This window comes from Blautia sp. HCP28S3_G10, from assembly GCF_052065235.1.
Lineage (GTDB): Bacteria > Bacillota > Clostridia > Lachnospirales > Lachnospiraceae > Blautia_A.
The window spans coordinates 55,019-80,184 of the sequence record NZ_JBQHUL010000005.1; the positions used below are offsets into that span (position 1 = coordinate 55,019).

Below are 25,166 nucleotides of genomic sequence, written 5' to 3' on the forward strand. Positions count from 1 at the left end.
AATAAAAAGAAAGTAGCTGTGCATATTGGCTGGACAGTTACGAAAAGAAAGGAGGTGTATGGATGAAACTGCGCAGCTTAAGGAAAAAGACCATAACATTTGTTCTGGCAATGTCCTTGTGTGCAGGTGGATCGTTCACGGTACTGGCAGCGGAAGAAAGTGCTCCGGAAGCACTTGAAGCAGCAGGTACTCAGGAAGGACCGGCACCCGCCCCAGTGGTGGAAGAACCGGCACCTGCTCCGAAAGCAGAAGAATCAGTGCCTGCTCCGGCAGCAGAAGAACCGGCACCTGCTCCGGCAGTGGAAGAACCGGCACCCGCCCCAGTGGTGGAAGAACCGGCACCCGCCCCAGTGGTGGAAGAACCGGCACCTGCCCCGGCAGTGGAAGAACCGGCACCCGCCCCAGTGGTGGAAGAACCGACACCTGCTCCGGCAGTAGAAGAACCGGCACCCGCTCCGGCGGTAGAAGAACCGGCATCTGCTCCGGCAGTAGAAGAACCGGCATCCGCTCCAGAAGCAGATACGTCGGCACAGGAAAGTGTACAGTCAGCAGGTAATGATTCTTCAGATGCAGAATCGGCTGATGTAGATACATCAGTACCGGAAGAAATTCCGGAGGGCAGTGCCCAGGTTGCAGAAACAATTGTAAACGGCAAGAACACAGCTGGTTCCGCAGAAACTGTCAAAAACGAAGCAGGTAAGAATGCTATTCAGAAAGCTATCGATGCAGCACTTAAGGCTGCAAAAGAAAATGCAGGAATAACAGATCTTACGATTGTTGTCGATGACGGTGAATATGATGGAGATGTCAATATCTCCTGGGGATCAGAAGGTGCCCCGAAATTTTTCAGGACTCTTTATATTCTTGCCAAAAATTCTTTCAAAGAACCATCGGCCGACGGTGTGATCGACAAATCAACCATTAACAGTGGTGCCGGCGGCGGAGCGAAAGTAAATGGAAATATCATTATTGACGGAATCAACGTAGTACTTTCCGGTTTATATTATTCGCTGAACACAACGATCACATCAAAGAAAGCTTCAACAACTGTTTATGGTACAACGAAAGATGATAATATTCAGGTTGAACTGGAAGACTCAAGCCTGAATGTAGTATCCGGCGACGGTCAGGATAATATCCGCGTCAAAGGAAGAGGCGGAGAAGATCAGAAAGTTGACCTGGATGGCGGAGGCGGCAGTGACGTCTATACAGTAGATGTTTCTACAGGAACTACAGTAAATATCAATGATCAGGATGGAGGAAGACTTCATCTTACAGGTGATCTTAAGAAGGATAGCAATCTGACAGGAAGTTATGACAGTACGAAACAGGAAGCTTCTTTTACACTGACAAATAGTGCCGGAAAACTTCTGAAGATATTTACAAAAGGCATTAACGCATTTACAGATGAACTGACAAACAAAAAACAGATCGAAATCAGAAAAGCAGATCTGAAATCCGGTGTCTATGATGCAGGAAATATAAGTTTCAGTGATTTTGTATACAATCCTCAGAATGACGAAGCAGTTTCACTCATTGTTAAGGGAAAAGGTTTCATGAATTCTCTTATCGTCAGCAGTAAAAATCTGATGATCCAGAAGATCCAGGCAGCAGAAATGAATGTCCGCCTGAAAGGTCAGATCATTACGCTGAAAGGAAGTATTGAAGCGCTGAATGTTATGATCGAGGCGAGTGATGATGACACACTTATCAGTGTGGACAATCCACTTCCTGGAAGTATCTCAGACAAAATCTCTCTTGGAGAGGGAATTGATGCTTCTGTTATGGATGTTATAACAAATGCAAAAATTCTTCTTGAAAAAGGCAGCAGCATAAAAGCAGGCGGCTCTGTAGTAATGAAAGCAGTCAGCAGCCAGAAAAACAACCTGATTCCTTTTGTAGAAGGCGCGAATATCATCAATGTAAAAATCGGAAATGCTGTGATCAGCATTCTCGGGAACATAGAAGCAGGCGGTGCTGTAGAAGCAACAGCTTCGTCCACAGTAAACATTGCAGCTTCTAACGAAACTCTTGCAAAATATTTCATCCCTCTGGCAGCAGGGATCCTTGTATCAGAAGCCAGAGTGGAAGCAGGTAAAGATTCAGTCATCACAGCAGGAGGAGATGTGAAACTTTCTTCTGTAAGTGATGTGACACTCACTACTCTTTCAACTGTAGGCGCACTGCCTATATCACTTGCATTATCTGTAGCAGTGAACGATTCTCATGTGCAGGTCCTTGGTAAGATCATTTCCAGAAATGGAGACATCAGTCTTGATGCAAAAGGCAGTTCAAAAGTGACTACAAAGTCAACGAATAAGACACCAGAGACCTCAGAAAATGCGGTAAATCCGGGAAACGGCAGCAGTACCCCTACAGGCAGCGGCAGTCTTTCCAATAAATACGGTGGATTTTTCGCAGCGTCAATCGTAATTCAGGATGTAGATGCATCCGTGACAGGAAACGGAAGTCTGAGTGCGGTGAATGGTAACATCACCATTAATTCTCAGTCTTACGAAAAAGCAGATACACAGGCGGTTTCCGTTGGAGGTTCCAAAGAACAGAATGACCAGGAAAGTCAGACTGTGGGAGGAATCAAAGATAAGATTACAGCTCTGCTTAAGGGTGTTACCGAAAAACTCACTGCAAGTGCAGATGGAGCTAAAAATTCAGCGATCAGTAAAATTAACAGTGCGCTTGGCAGAATTGAAGGAAGCAGCGGAAATAGCATTACTTCACAGGAAAATGAACATGGCACAGTTTCTGCACCGGCAAGAGCAGAAGTAGGACAGAAAGTCACAGTAAAAGCTATACCGAATACTGGTTATAAACTTAAAGGCCTGACTTACACCTATCTTCCGGCAGGATCATCTTCTTATGTAACCAAGTCAATTGATATATCATCTGGAATCTACACGTTTGAAATGCCTGCATCAGAAGTAATTCTTGTTGCAGTATACGAAAAAGATGTACAGAGTGGAACAGAAGATACAAGTATCGGAGATTTGTTTGATAAAGATGACGATGATGATCTTGGTCTTGGAGATCTTTTTGACGAAGGAACCGGCGGGGCCAGAGAAGATGCGCCGACACCGGCACAGCCGACAAGAGTCGGACAGTTCGACGTCAAGAACTTTGAGAAAAAATCTCTTACAGGAAAACTGGAAGGAGCCATTCTTTCAGACCATGTGAAAGCAAACACAGGCGATACGATCAAACTGACTGTAAATCCGGCAGAAGGTATGAAACTGAAAGATGGAAGTCTGAAAGCAGTTTATACCAATGCGGCAGGAAGGAAAATCACTTATACAGTACCGAAAAACAGCGCAGGAGCATATGTATTTACAATGCCTGAACTGAAGGCAGGAACAGTACTGGAATTAACAGCTGATTTTGAAAAAGGTACAGCAGAAACAACCGGAAAAGGCAGCACCTCTTCCTCACAGGCAACCGGAGCACTTGCCATTAGTTTTGTCTTCAACAGAAATGATGCATTCATTGATACTGACGGGGATATAACAGCAGGCGGTGAACTGAGCATAACAGCAAACGCAGACACATATGCACATTCAAATGCAGATGGTTCCAATTTTGATGAATCTTCCGCAGGACAGGTAACTCCGACAAATCCGGCAACAGGAGAAATAGAGGATAATGACGGAGAGATTACCGGTGAGCAGAAACACGGAAACATCATCATAGCAGCGACAACAAACGGAACAATCTCATTCAAATCCAATAACCAGACACCTCAGCCAGGAGAAAAAGTGGCTGTAGCAGTAACTGCGAGAGAAGGCTATAAGCTTACAGACGGATCCCTTGTATTTGCTTACCAGAAAGTAACGAAAGATGCACAGGGTAACGTGATAACTGATAAAAACGGCAATCCGGTCATGACTCAGGGAACAGGAATCCTGACCTATGACGGAAAGACAGGTAATTATTATTTCACAATTCCAGAGGATATGGCCGATGGAACGCAACTGGTTATCAGAGCTTCTTTTGAAGGTGATGTACACAACATTACAGTTTCAGATACAGATACTTCCAGAGGAAGTCTTGATATTTCTTCTTCCACACCAAAGACCGGTGATACTGTTGTGATCAACATAACAGCAGCCAACGGTTACAAGGTTTCAAAAGTATATTATTACGATACAGCTGACGGAACAGAAGAAAAGAATATTATTGAACTGAAAGCCAACGCAGATGGAACCTGGACAATGAAAATGCCTGGAAGAGATATTACTCTGAAAGCAGATTTCATCGAAAAAGGATATGCCATCGTTATTAATGGCAATGCAACTGCAGACAAGTCAAGAGCGGATGCAGGAGAAACTGTTAAGATCATAAGTTCCATAGCAGGACAGAATCCTGGAAAAGTCAGAGTTGAGTACGGATATGAATCCATGTTCAGCGAACCGGAAGACCGTTCTCTGGATTACTCAGATGTATATGGCGAACTTATCTACGATGCGGCAACAGGAACTTTCGTACTTCCGGAAGGTGTAATCCTGAAAGACGGTATGATCATTCTGGTAACCGTAGACGGCACAACACAGAAAAAATATGAAGTAAAGATTGATGTCACAAATGCTTCAGCAGCAAAAGCAGGCGGAACAGTTTCAGTTCCTGGCAGAGTTGATTCAGGAGATGTGATCACAGTCAATGTAACACCGGATGCGGGTTATTCACTTGTTACAGGTTCACTGAAAGTAATGATTACCAGAAAATCCGGAACAGAAGAAATAAATGAACTGGTTGATCTTATTGCAGCCGAAAACGGAAGTTACCGTTTCACGGTCCCGGAAGATTTGGGTAATGATGCAGTGATCACCATTCTTGCAAGATTTACAGAAGGAACTGTAGAACAGCCGAAAAAGAGCCTGTCACTTGGTGTTGGTGTAAATGTATCCTATACAAAGCACCACAACAATGCTTATATTAAGAAAGGCAACATTACAGCTGGTTCACTGAAACTTTCAGCAGTCTCCGGAAGCAAAACTTCGCCGGTTACTTCAATTGCAGAATCCTATGGTGGATATTCTGAAGGTGAGATCGGACTTGGCGGAGCAGTTACAGTTCATGTTGTATCAGCCAGGACAACAGCAGTTATTCTGAAAGGTGCAGCTATTAATCTGGCAGATGATGCTAAGTTGGAAATTACTGCATCTTCTACAGAACGTTTCCATACAATAGCAGATGCATCCAAAAATGATAAGGCAGGTAAAGTTGGTGTAGGTGCCGGCATTGCAGTTGCAATCACAGGTGTGGATGTTATCTCAGGAATGGATGACAATGTAATAGTTAAAGGTACAGATTCTGTTGTTACAGATCCTGCTACAGGAGAGGGAAAACCTTCCGGTATCAAGGATACTGTTAACCTGGATTCTGTAACAGTAAAAGCAGATCATTCAGCCGAAGAACGTGTTACTGCAAAAGCAGGAAGCGCAGGCGGAGTATCTGTAAGTCCGGTACTGGCACTGAATGTATCAGGTATGCGTACAGAAGCCTACATCGGAAAAGCAAACTTAAGAAACCGTTCTCAGTGGCAGATCAGAAACGATCTGACAGTTTCTTCAAACAGCGTGATCAATCGTGAGATCGCAGCTGACGCAGCAGCGGCAGGCGGGTCAGCAGGTATCGGAGCAGCTCCGGTGATTACTGTTTACAATGACAGTTCCAGATCCAGCCTTAGAAGAAATATAAAAGCAAACAATGTAAAAGTTCTTGCAGAGAGTATCAACAAGCTGAAGTCAACAGCAAGAGCTGGAGCAAACGGTGCACAGTCCGGTTCATCTGATAAAGGTTCCAGTGGAGAATCAGGCGGATCTTCCGGTGATGACTCCGGGGAGAGTGCCTCGCAAAAAGGAGATACGGACAAACAGGCAGACAAGAGTATTGGCGGAGCATCTAAGATTGCAGGAAAAACCGGAAGCAGTAATCTTAAACCGGGTATGATCAGCAATCTGACAGAAAACCGTCAGACTTCACAGACCAGTGAAGGTAATGTGCAGGTTGCAGCAGCTTTCAATCTTAATATTATGAAGAACAGCAGTATTGCAGCAATTGAGGGTGATATTGCAGTAGAAGCAGCAAACGAACTGGAAGTATCTTCTATTGGTCAGACAGCAGCAGAGATTTATGCAAATGCATCAGCAACTCAGTCAAAAACCGGCGTAGGAGTAGCTGTGGCATTGAATATTGTTTCCTATATTAATAAGGCATACATTGATCTGGCAACAGTAAAAGCCGGAACACTTAAAGTTCTTGCACAGATGCCTGAAAAAGATGCCGGAGAAAAAGAAAAAGCAGACAGCGAAGATTCATCAGAAGATGAATGGATTAAGAGTCTTGTGACAGATCTTGTAAATGATGCAGTAGACAAGATGGGGCTCAAAGATCTGATCGGTGAAGAAAATACAGAAAAGCTTACCGCTCTTCTGGCAGGAACCGCAGATCAGGTAACTTATGTTGCGAAGACAACTATGTTAAAAGGAACACCTCTGGAAGGAATGAAACTGGAGGATATCCGGAGCAACCCGTCAAATCTTCTTAAATTCAGAGAACTGATCGGTTCAAACATAAGTGAGACTCTGAAGACAAATGCAAAGACAACATTAAGTGAGCTTGGAAGAGTACTGACGACAGCAGCACTTGATGGTCTTTTTGGCTGGCTGGATGTAGATTTGAAGGAAACTGAAAAAGATCCTTCCAATGTATTTGTTACAGAAGCGGTTTCCGGTGCAGGTGCTTCCAATGTGGGCGTGGCAGGCAGTGTGGCGATCGCAGTGATCAACGGTACAACAAAAGCATATATTGGTGATTCTGCAAATGCAGTTACAGCAACAGGCGATATCATCATTGATGCAGATGCCAGACAGAGCGGATCTACAACAGGCAGTGCAGCAGTTGGAAATGATGGAAAGGCAGACAAAAACCTTTCTGAAGGCATTTCCGGTACAACAAGCGATTCTACAGTGGAAGAGGATCCGTCGAAACTTCACGACATCGTGATCCGTCCTCTGAATTCTTCCGGAAATGTAAATGGTACAGTTGGAAATCTTTTTGTGACAACACCATCCAAAAACGGAGAAAGCAAAGATTTCTCCAAAGCAAAGTTTGAAGACAAGGTACTTGTCCGGGTAGCTCCGGCAACCGGAATGCGGCTGAAAGAAGATTCACTTGTATTTGTCTACACATCAGGTGGAAAGAAAGTCACAAAGAAGATCGTTACCTTTGAGAACAGAGGTAATAATATCTATGCATTCTATATGCCGGATTTCGATGTTTCAATTGAAGCAACATTTGAACCGGTACCGGCAGGAACAGTTACAGTACCGGCGAAGACCGGTAATGGAAAAACCATCGGTGTGGGTGCTTCTTTTGCACTTGATGTGATCAGTGTAACAGTGGAAGCCGGAATTGGATCATCACGTAACGTAACCGGAAATTCTGTAGAGGTAAAAGCAGGTGCAGAACATGAACGTACAACAGCATCTGTATCCGGTACAGATCCGATCAGCGGTGATAAATCCAATGATACAAATCCAAAAGATATTTCAGTAGATGCATCTGTAGCAATTGGACTGACAGATATTAATGTCAAGTCCTATGTAAAAAAAGATACAGTCCTTAAGGCATTTGGAGATTTTATACTGGAAGCAGTTTCAAAAGGAAAATCACTTACTCAGGCAAGTGGATTCGCAGCAGGAAATGAGACAGCAGTCGGCGCGGCAGTTGCGATCAATATCGCAGATTCTGATGTGAGAGCACTTTTTGAAGGAACAGGAATTATTTCCGGAAATGCATCGCTTAAGAGCCATACTTACAATGAAGATGACAGCAAGGCTCTGGCAACAGCAATTGGTGCAGACATTTCCCGTTATCTGGCAAAATTCAAAAATGTAAAAGAAGTGACTGAAGAAAATGCCAACAAGATCATGAACGGGGACTACGAAGGACTTGAAGCAGAAAATGATAATAAAGACAACCAGACAGCCAGCAGGATCAACGGCAAACTGGACGCAAACAGCAACAGCAGCAATCAGAGTGGAGAAACTGCCGGAAAGACCGATAATAATCTGTCGCTTTCAGCAAACGCACTGAGATCTCAGGGCGTTGCAACAGAAGATACAGGTTCCGGTTCGAAGGTAGGAAGTGCTTCAAAAGAAGCAAATGACCAGGCACAGGCAAACACTTCCGGTAAGGGTGGAAACACCAAGAATATGAATGGTCCTGGCAGAAAATCAATCCAGGCAGCGGCAGCAGTCGGACTGAATATTACCGGACATATGGCGCAGACTTCTGTAAACGGAAATATCACAGCAGGTAAAATGCTTGAAATGTTTGCTGATAATGATGGCAACTTCCGTACGCTGGGAAGTGGTGCGACAATGACTCTTGGTCAGGCAAAATTCTCTCTTGCAATGGGAGTAGCTGTTTCTGTAAATAACAACAAAGCAATCGTTGCAGCAGGCGAGACAGCCCCTGTTACTGTAGAAGGCAAAGACAGTGTGATCATTGCATCTGAACTTTCTCAGAATATGGATGGCAAATACAAAGGATATCTTGGTGCACAGGCTCTTGCAGGTTCTGTAACAGGAACAGCAGACGCAGCAATTGCAGGTGCGGTATCTGTTCTTGTATCAAAAGCAGAAACAAGATCTACCGTAGGAAACGGCTCTGAGATCATAGGTGGTGATGTGGAGATCACAGCAAAAGACAAGAGCAAACTTGCAGTACGTGCAGGCGGATATTCCGTTGCAACAAAAGGTGCCAAAGTTGGTGTTGGTGCATCTTATGCATTTATTTACGGCTATAATCAGATTCTTGCCCAGGTAATGGACAATGTGAAGATCACAGCTGCATCACTTAAGGTACAGGCATTGAAAGAAAAAGTATCTGATTCCGATTATGAACTTCCGATGGGACTTGAAAGTCTTATCACAAGAAGCGAAGGCGATGCAAAGGTTCCGGATTCACAGAAAGGAATCATTCATCTTACCAGAAATGGTAATAAATCTGAATCTTCTTATTCCGTAGAGATCAACCTTAGCACAGATACAATCCTTGAGGGAATCGACCTTCTGAATTTCCTGAGCTCTGTGAATTATTACGCAGAAGCAATTTCCGGTGCAGTATCAGGCGGAAAAGGAAACTTCTCAGGAGCCGGCTCTTTTGCAATGGTATTTTTCTTCAATGATACACAGGCAGTCATCGGAAAGAATGTACAGATTGTTCTGACAGGTGATGCGCTTATAGAAGCTGTTAATAAATCAAATGTCCGGATTATTGCAGGTTCACTTTCTGCCAGCCAGGCAAATCTTGGAGCAGGCCTGACATTAAGTTTTCTGTATAACGAGGACAAAGTAAAATCAGCTGTTTCTGATGGAACAGTTATCCGTACAAATGGAAACTATACACAGAAAGCCGAATCTTCAGCAAATGCTCTGGTGATCACAGTTGCAGCTGCAGGAAGCAGCAATAATGCAGTTGGTGGAAACCTTGGTGCAATTGTTATGAAGAACAGAAGCGATGCACTTATCGGAAAGCAGGTATCTCTTACTGCTGACGATGATGTAACTGTAAAAGCTCTGCAGAACAGCGAACTTTTCCTGATCGCAGCCAGTGCAGCCGTATCCGGAAGCAAGGCAGCATTGGGAGGAACACTGAATGTAACAGTAAACGGAACAGAAGCTAATGTGATCGTAAATGACGGAACAACGATCCGCAGTGAAAAAGGTTCTGTTCTCCTGAATGCAGATACTAAAGAAAAACTGGTCAGTGTACTGGCAAGCGCAAGCGCTGCTCTTGGCGGCACAGGCGTGGCAGGTGTACTCAGTGTTCTGGTATCTGGTTCAAAAACAGTTACAGATATCGGCAAAGTAACAATATATGCAAAGAAAGATGTACAGATTCTGGCAACAGCAGTATCAAAACTTTTCCAGATCAATGCTTCTGTCAGTGGAGCATCCCAGAATGCAGTGGGTGCAACAGTGAGCGTAAATGTTCTGAACAGAAAAGTTCTGGCAACTGTAGCTGCTCCTTCCAGTATCACAGCAGAAGAAGGAAGCGTACTGGTCCAGGCAACTGGTGAAGAAGCAGTCCTTCTCGTGATCATGGCAGCAGGTGCGGCAGGAAGCAATGCACTGACGGGTGTGGTTCCTGTGATCGTAAACAACAGCACGATCCTTGCAGAAGTGGAAAATGGAACAGAAACTTCTCATTCCAGAATTACAGCAGGTGACAGTATCGGAATCATTGCAGCAGCAGATTCTGATATCTATATCATTGCAGGCGGCCTTGCAGCAGCAGGTGCAAACGCAGTAGGCGCTTCTATCAATACAGCAGTCCTGAAAAATGACATTCAGGCTCATGCAGGAACATGGACAGAGCTTATGACGACTGCAACACCGGCAGTACAGACTTCAACAAACGGCATTAAGATCCCGAACCGTAACGAACGCAGACGCGGCATTATCATTTTCGCAGATGGAAATGAAGATGTAGTCATGGTATCTGTATCGGCAGGTGCAGGTGGAAGTAATGCCATAACCGGTGTAATAAGTACACTGGTAGCAAGAAACACAGTAAAAGCAACATCAAGAGAACATGTGACCATTTCTGTAAAAAAAGCCTCCGGTTCGTCTGCAAACGATACCGACCCTCTTCCCGGAGTCTATATTGAGGCCCATGATGATACGGAACTTCTGAATCTGGCAGGCGCTCTTTCAGCAGCAGGAAGTGTAGGCGCAGGCGCAACAGTAGTGGCACTGGTATTCAACAAAACCGTAACAGCAGAGACAGGAAAAGAGCATAAGATTCTGGCACCTGGAAAAGTTCAGGTTATCGCAGATGCCAAAGACACTCTGTGGCTGTTGGCTGTGAATTTTGCAGCAGGAGGAAGTGCAGGTGTGGCTGGCGGTGCCAACGCACTGGTATTCCAGAATCATATTACTTCTGCTCTCGGTGGAATTGTAGGAGATGCAAGAAATTCTGTACAGTCTGTAAAAGTATCTGCAAACTCTGACAGTAGCCTCTACAATCTTGCAGCGGCAGCAGGAATTGGTGGGACAGCAGGTGTGACAGCAGTAGCAGTTGTTACTTACTTCTATAATGAAACCCTAAGTTATGTAAAAGAAAACAGCAGGATTTATGCAGCAGGTGCTGTAGACATTCTGGCAGATTCAAAAGAATTTGTCACAGCGGATGCAGCAGGTGCAGCAGGCAGCGGAACCGTATCTGTAGGAGGAACACTGGATGTGATCGTGACGAAAGTTGTTACGAAGGCATACACAGAGAAAAATGTTCTTATCCGTGCAAGAGGAACCGCAGCAGATGTTTCCGTAAAAGCAACCGATGATTATAAACTGATCGCAGTAGTGGGAACAATTTCCGCTTCCGACGTGGCAGCGGTGGCAGTCAGTGTACTGACAACTGTTTCCTATAATACAGTCAGTGCCGAGATCGGTGCAGGAAACAATATAAATGCAGACAGAGATATTGTCATTCAGGCGAAATCCGACCGTCTGATCCAGGGCTATGTATTTACAGCAGGTGCCGGCCAGGCCGGTGTTTCCGGTTCTGTTATGGTGATCGTGGCAGGAAGCCTTCTTACAGATGATGCACATAATGCCATTTACGTTACCAATAACAAAGACGGCAAAGAGTATGGATCCATGGATCCACAGGCTCAGACAGATGCTGTTTTTGCACAGGCTCACAATGAAGCTCTTTCATCAAAACCGGAAGATGATCTCGGTGATCTTCTGAAAGGTGACGGATCCTCCGCAGAAAATACTGCGAACGGAAACGAAGCTCTTGACTATGATAATTATGGTCAGGATACCTCCAAAAAGGATAACGATGAGAGCAGCAGCTCAAATATGAATGATGAAGCATACGACAGCGCTGCAGACACAATTAAGAAAGAAGGCACAAAAGGTGCCGTTGTGAACGGAACAGAGCTGAAAGATTCCACAACAGCTGTTGTCCGTGGCGGAACAGACAAAACAACTCTGACAGCCGGACGCAATGTGGAAGTATTATCCAGTGACAGCCTAAGTGCTTATATGGCAAGCGGCACACTGGCAGCAGGTGTTTATGCAGGCGTTGGCGCAGGTGTTTCCGTAGCAGTCCTTTACTCTAATGTTCAGGCTGTTGTGGAAGACAATGTTATCATCTCAGCAGGAAAAGATGTTGTTGTCAAAGCAGTTTCCGGCTCTTCTGAACAGACCAAAGCTGATCTGAAATATGATGCGGCAAAAGGTACAGACGGAAGCAAGGTGCTGAATGACAAAGTAAAAGAATCTGATCCTGACAATGAAGCAGCAACAGGAGAAAAATCTACAATTCTTGTGATCGGTGTAACAGGAAGCGGTGGTATTGCAGGTGTATCTGTAACAGTAGCTTCACTGAACCTGATGAATAAGACCTATGCCAGAATGGCAGGAAATATTGTAGAAGCAGAAAATGTAACCGTAACAGCAGAAACCCAGTACGGTACTGTGCTTGCCATTACACTGGCAGCAGCAGGCGGTATTGCAGGTGTAAGCGGATCAGTTGCAGTAACAGATTTTGAATCAAAAACAGAAGCTTCCATAAGCGGAAGGGCAGCACTGGAAAACATTTCAGGAACCATTAAAGTCAGCACAGACGGAACCACAAATGCAACAGCTGCAGCAACAGCGGTAAGTGCAGGTGCGGTAGGCGTTTCCACAACTACAGCAGTAGCAGTAAACCGCAGCAGATTTGATGCATTTATTGGACAGGGAGTTACTATTAATGCGACTTCCGCAAAGATTGATATGAAAGGTTATCTGAAAGCAGATGCAAAGGCGATCATCGTCAGCGTATCAGGCGGCCTTGCAGGTGTGGGAGTATCTGTGGCAGTAGCAGTAAACCGTCCGGTATCCATGACATACATCGGAATTACTCCGAGCGGAGATGTTATTGATACTTCAGAATCTGATGTACGTGGACAGATTACAGTATCTTCCGCAGACGTCAGAAACACAGTTGACGGCTCCACAAAAGTGACCGGTCTTGGTCTTGCAGCAGGCGGTGTTGCGGTAAATGGTGCAGTAGCACTTGGATTTAACCGTGCGAAGAGCTATGCGGCAGTAAATAAGGCAAATATAACAGCAACAGGCGATCTGACTGTGGAAGCAGCCATGGATGGAAATACTACCGTATACATTACTTCAGTTGTAGCTGGTTCTGTAGCGGTTGGAGCATCTGTAGCAGTTGCCCAGATCAGAAGCGAAAATGTTGCACTTATTGATGTAACAGGTGGAACTGTAAAGGCAGCCAATATTTCTGTACTTGCAGGAACAGAGGCAAAGCCTTATGACACAGAAGCACTTGCAACTGTAGTCACAGGCGCAGCAGGTGCAACAGCAGTTGCCCTGAACTTTGCAGTAGCGATCAACAGATCGTTAAACAAAGCACAGGCTGGTGGTGCTTCCGGCAGTCTTATTGCAGAAAAAGAGTTGAAGGTCCGCGCAGACGGCAGAACGAAAGCTTACGGAATTGTACTAAATGCAGCAGTTGGCGGAATTTCCGCAAATGTGTCTATGGTATGGGCGACTCTGTCAAGCATTCAGGAAGCACTTCTCGAAGGTGCGGCTTCTGTTACAGTGGGAAGTCTTACTGTAGAGTCTGTACAGAATAACAGTGAGACCACAAAACGCAAAGATCCTGTTACAGTAGTGATCGATACAGCGAAGAAATTCACGAAAACGATCACTCCGGATTCCATGGCACAGGCATTTATCTTCAGCGCATCCGCATCAGCAGTGAGCATTACAGCAAATGCAGCTGTTGCAACAGCAGATGCAGTATCTAGAGCGAAAGTAAATGTAAATAACATCAGAGTATCCGGAAACATCAAAGTAAACAACAAAGCAGATTCTGTGGCAACAGTAACCGTAAACAATCTGGATCCGGTAAATTTTGTAAATGCAGGACTTATGACTGGATACGCTTATGCAAAAGGTACATTTGAAGCAGTCTTGAGCGGAAACGGAACAGTTCATGCAGACGGTAATGTAGACGTTACCAATACATGGAAAGGAAATTCCAAAGTAAAACTTGTACCTGCAGCAGGCGGAATTACAGTGGCTTATTACAAAGCCGGTATGAATGTTGCAATCGCAGAAACAAGCACAAAAGCATATGCTTACATCAGCGGAAAACTGAACATTTCAGCAAAAGGTAATATAAATGTAAAAGTAACAGGAACCGCAGATTCCGGTGCAAGAATCGACGGTGCTGTTATTGAAATCAGTAAAGTGGCAGTTGCAGTCAATGTTGTAACTTCCAGAGTAAAAGCTGAACAGAAAGCATACATCGAAGGCGCAGGCAAAAATTCAGCCGCCTATACAGGAATTGTTTCCGAAAATGGAAGCATTACTGTAGAATCAGTACTGAATGTAAATGCATCAGGCGTGATCGGTGGAAACAGCGCAGGAAAAGGTGTCAGTGTTTCCGGTATTAACGGAAAAGCATCTTCAGCAACTGCAAAAGCAGAATCCGTAAATATGGCTTATGCAGATAATGCAGTTCTTGAAGCAGCCAGAGGAAAAGCAGCAATCAGTGCAGATACTGTATCAAAAACAGATGCACAGGCACTGGCTCCGAACTTCAGTCTTTCACTGGCAGAAATGAACATTGTGAATGTTTACACTGATTCCAATGACAGCGTAAAAGCTTATGTAACTGGTGCAAGCCGTGTAAGTGCACTTAAGGTTGATATCCTTGCAAACGGAACAGCAGAAGTAACAGCAACAGGAGCAGTACCGGGAGTAACAGTCAGTCTTGTGAACGGAAATGCAGTGATCGTTACTGCTACGGCAGCCAGAGGCACAGACGGCAAAGTAACAAAAGCATATATCGGAAAAGATTCTGAAGTATATGCAAACGGCGTAACAGAAAACGGAAATACATTGCACAGCCTGAAAGTTTCTGCAGATTCAAATCTGACAGTTACGGCAAAGGTTCCTGAAACAAAGAGTATCGGAGCACTGAAACTTGGTGTTTTCCTGGTAAAAACTGTTACAGGTAAGACAGACACGATGGCAGCAATCTTCGGAAAAGCAGAATCCACAAATGATATTTTTGTTCTTGCAACAGATAAGATCAGAGAAACTTCAAATGTGGAACTGTTCAGTGCAGGACTTGTTGCAGGCGGCGCTTCCAGTGCAGAAAATACCGTAGAAAGCCAGAACGCATCTGTTCAGATTGGTGACGGAGCAGTTCTGAAAGCCTGGGGCAACATTCAGGCAAAGGCTGTTACAAAGACAAATGCACAGACACAGATACAGGATGCAGCCTATGGCGGCGGAACTAACTGTTCTGTGAAAAGCAAAAACAATATAACAAGAAAAACTTCTCTTGTGATCGGCAATAATGTAAATATTGCTTCTGTGATCGGAAATATTGAACTTCTTGCAGAAGAAGATAAAACAAGCCACATCGAAAGCATAGCGACAGGTTCTTCTGGATCTGTATATGCAGGCGGCGGCCCGAAAGCAGAGATCAATTACAATTCCACAGTAACTGCAACTGTAGGAAACGGTGGAAACATTGATGCCAGATATGGAACACTTGATATCAAGGCCATTGCAAATACGGATCTCTATGCAGATGCTTACAGAAAAGCAGCAGCAGCGGCAGGTTCCAACAAGAGCGAGGCAAACATTAACAGCAATGTAACAGTAGTTACAAATATCAGCAAAAACGGAGCAAAATCCAGAATTCTCAGTGAAGTGACCACAATTGGTGCTTATATTGAGAAACAGGTCATCCTGGCAAAAGCGAAATCCTATACTGCATCTGCAGGCTCAAAGACAGAAGCATACGCAACTTCCAATGTAAACAATAACGTTTCAACAGGAGTTGTCAATGCATGGCTTGGCGGAACAGAAAATCTGAATGTTGAGGCACTTGTGGTATCTCAGAATATCAGGAGTGAATCTTATGCAGAAGTAGTCGGATTTACCGGACACGTATATGCAACATCAACAGTGGCCGGAGGCAACAATGTAAATGTAGAAGTAACTTCCAATGCAGAACTTGCCGGAAAGAATATTTCCGTAAGAGCAGATGCTCCGGAACTTACCACACAGGTCATCAGCCGCAGTGCAACAGCTGTTGCAAACACCGTGGTCAATTATGTATGGACCAAGGTAAAAACAGTTGTAACAAAGATCGTAGATAAGATCTGCAAGATCCCGCTGATCGGAAAACTGATCAAGAAGATCGTGAAAAAGGTTGTTGAATGGGTTGATAAACTTGTTGAGGTTATTCTTTATTCAGATGCAGAGGCAAAAGAAACCGGTGAATTCAAAAATGCAGGAAATATCATCTTTAACGGAACTGCTCATGTAGGCGGTGGTGCAGCCGGTATGTTCGTGGATATTTTTGACGGACTGACCGCGTACACAGGACTTGATGAGGATCTTACAGACAGCCTGAAAAAGCCTGATAAATTCCTGGAAACTGTTGGAAATATAATTACTGTTAAGAAACTTTACAACAATGATGTGGGAAGTCTCAGACTGGAAGCATGCGTTGGTAATCTCTCCGGCAAAGGAACGATCATCACAAACTCCTATCTTCCGGATGTACAGATCACTAACCACACTGACAAAGATCTGATTCTGAAAAACATCAAAATGTCAAATTCCACTGCTCTTGCACCGGATATCGATACATCAGCAGAAGGAAATGACAGCTTCAGTTATCAGGTCAGCGAAGAAACACCGAATCTTATTATCCGGACAGAAGGAAAAGGCAATATTACTTTTGCAGACGGTTCTTCTGATGCGGATGGCAAGGGATTCATGGAAACAGATCTGGGCGAAGGCGTTCTTATTATCGAGATGAACGGCGGAACACTTAAGACTTCAGGAAAGGCATTTGTAGCAGCCAACAAGCTGTATATCAGCGGAGCAGGAAGAATCGGTGATGGTGTTAAGAATCCATTCCGTGCTTATATCTTTGACATCAGCAGTTATCCTGGAATCGCTGGAATGGCATCTGCAAAACCGGCAAGTCCGAATGAAGTAAAAGTAAAAGCCGGCGGAGATATTTATCTCAGTCTTACTCTTGTAAGAGAGTGGATGACCCAGAAACAGATGAATGATGCGAAGAAAGGCATCGGTACAAAAGCAGCCCTCAATCTCAAAGAGATCATCGGAGGTCAGAACAGCACTGTTTATGTAAGTGTTGAGGCACCGAAGGTGGTTTGCGCAGGAAAACCGGATTCAGCAGATGATTACTTCATTTCTGTTCCGAGAACTGCAATGGAATTTGTGACACTGCCTGGCGTAAAGGGAAAAACTTTCCAGAAAGTACAGCTCAAGGATGCAAATGGCAATGCTACAGATTTCTGGCTGACAGATGACGGAATGCTTGTGAACATGAGTGAGGACATCACTTTTGTTTCAGATGCATATCTTGTATCCCAGACATCGAAGTATGATACTTATCTTCTTCCAAATGGCGCAACTGTTGTAGTAGACAGAGTGTCAAAGAAACTTGTAAGAATCATAGGCAGGCTTCATGATGAAAAATCTGAAGATTACAGCGGCGGAATCTATGATCTCTCCAATATGAAAGTGGAAACAGATTCCAATGGAAATCTGATCATTACCATTAACGAGAACGGTGGAACATTTAACCAGAAGATCACCTTCAGAAACGGCACAGCCTATATGGAGATCGGTCAGAATGGTGCGACAACTTATATTGAGTCATCAGGTCTGGAAGAAGGACTTGGCTGGCGCCTTCCGAACGGAATCGTTGTTTTCTACAAGCAGGTATTCCTGGACGAAAGAACAAATACGGTTGTCAATGGTATTCCGATCATGGAGACAAAAGACGGACGCTGGATCCTCCTTGAAAGTATCACAGAAGCAGGAAGAACAAGATACCATGTGGTACATGTAACCGGAACTGACGGTCATTATGAATTCCAGGAAGGATACATTTATGACAGAGCAGATCTGGAAGCAAAAACAATATCACTGGATCAGTCACTGAAAGAAGCAAAGAAAGCTGTCAAAAATGCACTTGGAAACAGCAAAGCCATCACCAGTATGGTAGAAACGGCACTGAAGGGAGCCGGTGTACAGACAGAACTTTCCGGATATGCAGATGCTATTCGCAATGCGATCATGGCTAAGCTGAAAGGAAAAGTTACACCGAATATCATCGTTGATGTGCTTGTAACCCTGTCTAAGACAACAAAGACAGAGAAATATGATTACACAGGCAAAACTCTGGAATATACAACATATAACACACCGTGGAAGTTTGTGGTTTCTCTGAAAACAAATAACGGCGACAAAGAAGTAAGTGAAACTGTTTATAATGAGAAGGGTTCTGTTTCTGAGAAAATCAATGCAGGCAGCAGTGACAAAGCACTGGAAATCGGCAGTGAGGTAACATCTTCGACAGCCGGAAACAGTCAGAACGGTACGAAAGCAGCAGATTCCTACACAGTTTACCAGGACAGCGCTGATTCAGATATCTATTACAGATATGATGATGATACAAAGACCTGGACAATAAACGTAAAAGGAAAAGACCTGCTGGGTAAGGACCACTGGTTCACATTTGACCTGAAACAGACTAACGGTGAATGGTATCAGGCAGAGGAAGGCATTTGGCTTTTGAAGAGACATGCAGCTTATGAAACAGTGAAGAACCTGTTTATCCGCATTTCATCTGCACCTGTAACGGTACTGAAAAATCAGACAAAAGGTGGTTATAAGACTACTGATAAAACTGTAACTTTCCTGGATAATGACGGAGATGAAAAAGGTATTCTGCTGATAACTGACCGTGTGCTTGCCCTGTTCCCGGATGGGACTTACAGTTTTGTTGCAGTCCGCAAGGACGAAAATGCGACAGATACCGGAAGTACTCCTGGAATGAATGAAACAGTGGCAATTGCACCTGGAATGCAGCAGAAAAAAGATGAGAACGGAGATCTGGTTTACGCAAAAGTATTCCTTTCTCTTCAGAAAAATGACGGATCAGGAAGCTGGCTTACCGGAGATGATGTGACAGCTGCATTCAGTTCCTCACTTGCAGGAAAAATCAGAAGCCATATTAATAACGGTGTGGTCATTCTGAATCCACAGGCCGACAAAGATCTTATTGCAGCTATTAATGGAGAACTGAGCGGAAGATATGATATCAGCCTTATTTCTTATTATACAATGGCGGCAGACGGCAAGAAACATTATGCATATGACACTTCCAGTGACAGAGTATATGTACTTGAAACAGATGTGACAGATGCAGGAGGAAGAAAGCAGTACAGAGTTGACGGATTTACAGATGGCCGCCTGTATTACAGGAAAAAATCCGGATTATTTGTCGGGGCAAGTAATGATATCGGCACAATAGAGGTAGTAAACGGATATGTTTATCTTACAGATGAAGAAGCTGAACGTCTGGCAAGAGGTGCTTATACCAGCTCTCAGGGCGCAAGGCTTGGAACTGGGGTAAACCGTTCGATCTCCTTTACAAAAGTAACTGGTTATATACCAGGAACGATCATCATCAGCCCGATCGAGAAATCAGATACTGACAGTAGTAACAGTGCATATCTTTATTTCAAGAATGCAACAGAACAGTTTGCTGCTTCCCGTGACAGAAACGGATATGCAATCATTGACCGTTACCTGAGAGTTGTAGATAAGGCAATGGAAAATGCTTCCGGACTTCCGACAGGAACCATTCTTTTCCTGGATGAATCTGGCAGGATCGCAGCATATCTGAAACCGGATGGAACTTTCCGTGTATATGAGATTTCTTCTGCAAAATCCGAAAACGGAGCAACGCAGTATGTGGAAGTAACAAAGGATGGCGAAACAGAACGTGCATATTCAGAATATACTGTTGACAGCAACGGAAAACTGAATACAACAATCTCAAAAGGAACTGCAACTTATCTGATGGCCCTTTCACAGGATGTTTATACAAGTGTTTACGGGCTTCATAAGAATCTGCCGGCAGACAGTCATTATGACTATGACAATGCACACTTCTTCGGCTACAGTGAAGACAGTACACTGGCAGAACTTACAAAGACAGATGAGAAATATAAATATGTTGAAGCAGATAGTGATTATCTGCTGGCACGTGATGATGAGAACGGAACAGAAAAAGGTTTTGGTTTAAGCAACGGAAAACAGAAACTTCTTTCTATTCTGAATAACACAGTGAAACATCCACTGTCAGACAGAAATAATAAAGCAATTTATGTCATGACAGATAACAGTACCATTGATTCTGATGGTAATCTGTCCAGCCTGACAGCAGATACAGCAAGAATCTACACAGATCTTGAAGATGACACAGACCTCGTTCTCGGAAAAGTAGAGGGTGGAGAAGTGATCATCGAGGTAACCAGCCCGAAGAACGGTACTGTTCAGGTAAAAGGTGACCAGGAAACAATCAAGATCGTTTCAGATCTTCTTGTTCTTCTGAGCAAAGGTGAAGGAACCACCAGATACGGTGATCCGGAAAATCCGATGGAAGTATCTCCTACAAAAGAAAACGGGACCACAAATGTGATCTTCCGCAGAGAAGCAGTTGAAGATACTGAAGGAAATATCTCCTATGAAGGCGAATTCACAGGAACCGCATGTGTGGACTTCAATGGAAATGTACTGTTCAGAGATTCGGTGCTCAAAGATAACGCACTGGCAATTATAAAAGTCAGCACAGGCAATGTGGAATTTTCCAATATGGAATTCAGGGACAATGCAAATATGACTCTGAAGATCCTGAACAAAGGCAATGTAAGTTTTGACAGTATTTCTGTACAGGGAACTGCAAGTACAGATAAGCCGAAACTTGATGTTAGTACAGTTGATGGAGATATTGTTTCCGGAGATGTTAATGCAAATGCACAGTCAGAAATTCTGCTGACAACGAAAAAGGGAAATATCCTGACAGGAAATGTCAGTGCAAGTTCACAGTCAGAAATTCTGCTGAAAGCAGAAAACGGAGACATCCGTACAGATGATGTAAAAATCAAAGACAATGCTGTATTAAAATTAAATGCCACAGATGGCAACGTAACTGTCAAAAAAGCAGATGTTTCCTCTTCGGGCAGCAGTCATGCATCACTGATCGTTACAACAAGAGACAAAAACCAGAAGAAAGGAAACCTGACTATTGGCGAAACATTAAATGCACAGGGCAAAGTTGTTCTTGATCTTTCAGGAAGTCTTCTCGGAGAAATCCAGCAAGATGGAAAAGAAAAAACCAGTACACTGATCCTTGGCAAAGATGCTTATAACAACGGTTCTTCCTTCTCCTTCGGAGGAGACATCGGTTCCAGAGAAATTCCTCTGGTTGTAGATGTTACAGAATCAGATGTACCATTTAAGATCGTTACTGTAAGAAATGCCTTTATCAGAGGTGCAGAGCAGTACAGACTGACAGAAGATTATGATACTGAACCGAACGGCAAAGACGGTCAGCAGGACATTATTCCTGGACTTGATTCAGAAGAATTTAATGGTGCCCTGGAAGCATACAGAAAACTTCTGGAATCCGAAGAAAGCTCTGATGAAGAACTGACAGCTGCAAGAGAAGCTGTTGAAGCAGAACTTGAAAAGATTGCCGCTGAGAAAAAAGCAGAACTTCTTGAACAGCTGAAAAAGAAGGTACAGGCAGGACGCCCGACAGATATTCCGAAGGATCCTGCTTCCATGGTTGTTGAACTCGGCACTTCTACAGGAACTACTGACGGAATCAACATCAGCAACTACGGAGATATTACAGTGATCCAGAAAGACGGAGATCTTCATATCGGACGTCTGGAAACCAACCGCAGTGATCTTACACCTGGAAACATCGCACTTGGTGATGTAACAGTAAAAGCACTTGGAGGAAGCATCATCGGTATTAACCAGAATGGTACAGATTCCGAAGAAATCGCCAATATAACTGCAAACAACATTACACTGGAAGCAAAGAAAAATATCAGCAATCTGCTGACAGATCTGATCCAGAAAGAATATCAGGTATCTGATAAACTTCTGACAGAAAAAGACGGAGACGAACTGGAAGACCCGAAAATTTCCTTTATCATGGTTAAGAAAGAAAACGAGATCGTTGACGAGGAAGGTAATACGGTTACAGTTACTGTATGGGAACCGGAATTTACTGTATCAGGTTATGGGGATTATACCGGAAACTGGGTATTTGATTCAAAGAAAGAAGGCATTCTGAATGCATCCTCCGAAGAAGGAAATATCCAGATAAAGGAAAAAGAAGGAAACATCGGCCTCGGCGTGATCACAGCACCAAATGGAACTGTAGAGATCGCAACAGATATGGATTCCGATATTCTTGACAGAAGATCAGAGGATCAGAAAGAAGCAGGACTGGTAAATATCACAGCAGGTGATGGAAACAGCAGCCTTACAGGTAAGAGCATTGGAACAGAAACAGATCCGATCACAGTTGACATCAAAGGAAAACTTCTTGTAGATGCAATCGAAGATATCAGACTGGAGGCAAAGAACAGTCTGGACGCACAGACTGACAGTCAGACCGGTAAAGTTTATGCTTCAGCCGAAAAAGACCTCACACTGTCCAGCAGTAAGAAGTCCAACGGCGGAACTGGTGACTTGTATGTAGTGAAACCAAAAGCCGGAAGAAATCTCACTCTTGAGGCAGCAGGAAATCTTTACACAGATGATCTTACCGCTCCTGGAAATGTAACTGCAAAAGCAGACGGAAACATTACTGTTGATACAGTAAATGCCGGAAAAGATGCTGCTCTTGAAGCTGGTGGAGATGTACTGGCCGGACCAGTGAAAGCCGGAGAAAATGCTTCCATAACAGCAGGTGGTTCTATTCTTGAAGGCGAACGAGGTGATGAACCGGCAGCAGTAACTGCAAAAAACATCACACTGATCGCTGGAAAAGAAGTCGGAACAAGAGAAAATCCATATGAGGTGGATACGTCCACAGATGGAACTCTCGCTGTAAAAGCAGACAGTGCAGTGATCCGTGAAATCAGCGGAGATCTTACACTGAAACAGATAGAAACAAAGAAAGATTTTGTTCTGGACGCAGATGGAAGTGTATACGACGGAAACGGAAACCTGCCTGACAAAGCTGCGGATGCAAAAGCAGATGTTGATAAGGCACAGGTGAAGAAAGACGCCGCAGAAACAGACAAACGTGTCCATGAAGAACTGATCCTTCCACCTCTTCGTGATAAGAAAGATCAGGCAGAATCAGCAGAATCCAAAGCTGAAAAAGCAAGAGATGAAGCTCAGAAGAAGTCTGATGAACTGAAACAGAAGATCCAGGATATGGAAAAACTTCAGAAAGACCGTGAAGAGCTGCTTCAGAAAGCTGTTGATACAGCAAGAGATCAGCTCAGAAAAGAACTTGAGAAGAAACTTTCAGACACAGATCAGAAGATTCAGGATATTGAAGCAGAAATAAAAGACCTGGAAGCAAAAGAAGACCTTACACCGGAAGAAACTGAACAGCTTGAGAAACTGAACAGCTCCAGAGACGAACTTAATGGACAGAAAACTGAGCTGAATGAACAGCTTCAGAATCTGAACGATACAGAAGGTTCTGAGGAAGAAATGCTGAGCAGAATTCAGGATATTCAGAACAGACTGGAAAAAGGTGAGCTGACAGAAGAGGAAGCAGAGGAACTTCTGAAAGATCTCCTGCCGGCAAAAGACCTTCTGGAAAGCGGAGATATTGAGAAACTTGCAAAAGATCTTGATGCAGCACGGGAAGAATTTGCAAAAGCAGAAGAAGACCGCAAAGAGGCAGAAGAGAATTATGCAAAAGCTCATGAGGAAGCAGAAAAAGCCAGACAGGAATATGCAGCCAGTGAAGAAGAACTGAATCAGCTGAAAGAGAAATTAAGAGAAGCTGAGGAAGAACTTAAGAAAGCAAAAGATGCATACGAAGAGGCTAGGAAGAAAGCTGAAAAGGAAACTGCAACAATTATCACCGGTGGAAATCTTGAGATCACAGCCAATGGCGAAGTGGGAGAAGAAGACCATGGTCTTTCCGTCAAAGTTGATGGAACTGTAAAGATAAAAGCAGAAGGAGATGTTTCTCTTACATCACCGTCTGATCTTACAGTAGATAATATCAACAGTAACGATGGAAACGGAGATGTTACGATCCGGGTAAATGGAAATCTGAAAGATGTTCCGGGAAAAGCTCCGGCAGTTAAAGCAAAAAGAGCAGATCTGTCCGCAGCGGACGGTGATATCGGAACACCGGATAATCCGTTCAGTGTCAGTGTTTCTGAAGTCAAAGCAAGCGCAGATGATATTTATCTTGAAAATGACAGAGACCTTACTGTGGATGAAATCCACGGAAAGAGAGATAACGGCACTGTAGCGATCAAAGTTGACGGAAACGTAACAGGTAAGACCCCGGATTCTGTGATCAGCGGCAGTCATCTGGAAGCTGAGATCAATGGAAACTTCGGAACACCGGATGACAGAATGACAACAGATGTAGACAATATCAAAATTAAAGCAGACAACATTTATCTGGGTAATATTTCAGATAAACTGGAAATCGGTGGAATGACCGCAGAGGACATTGACATCATCGCGAGAGGCGATATCTTTGGAAAAGATGTAAAATCCAGTAATCTTATGATCCGTTCCAACGGACATACCGGTTATGAAGATAATCCTCTTCTGATCCATGTCAGCGGAAATGTAGATATCAGTTCTGCATATGGTGAAGTTCATTATGTTAACAGTTACCGCAAAGCGAACCCGTCTGAGGATCCTGACAAAAATAACAGTCAGAATCAGAACTCAGAAAAACAGCCGGAAATGAAACCGGATAAAAAACCTCAGCAGAAACCGTCTTCAGGAAAAGAAGATGAGAAGAAGCCGGGTGAAAATATTCCGGAACAGAAGGCAAAAGGAATTCAGCTTTCTGTAAGGACTGGAGATTCCACTCCGACAGAAGCAAATCTGTATCTGGCATTACTTTCTCTGGCAGCAGTATTTCTTCTGCTTAAAGAAAAAAGAAGAAAGAACAGATAACAAAGTCGGAAAAATTTGAAACAAAAAGAGACTGTCCCAAAGGCCGCAAGGCCCTCGGGGCAGTCTCTTTTTTATAAAATA

Annotated in this window: 1 protein-coding gene; it reads left to right on the top strand. The window is 43.8% G+C overall.

Going from position 1 to position 25,166, the window contains the following annotated elements; all coding sequences use genetic code 11:
* Positions 1-62 precede the first annotated feature (62 nt).
* Positions 63-25,085 carry an InlB B-repeat-containing protein gene (locus ACTNB8_RS03915; protein ID WP_441052464.1) on the top strand — a complete coding sequence of 8,341 codons (25,023 nt, stop codon included), beginning with the start codon at positions 63-65 and terminating at the stop codon, positions 25,083-25,085.
* Positions 25,086-25,166 lie beyond the last annotated feature (81 nt).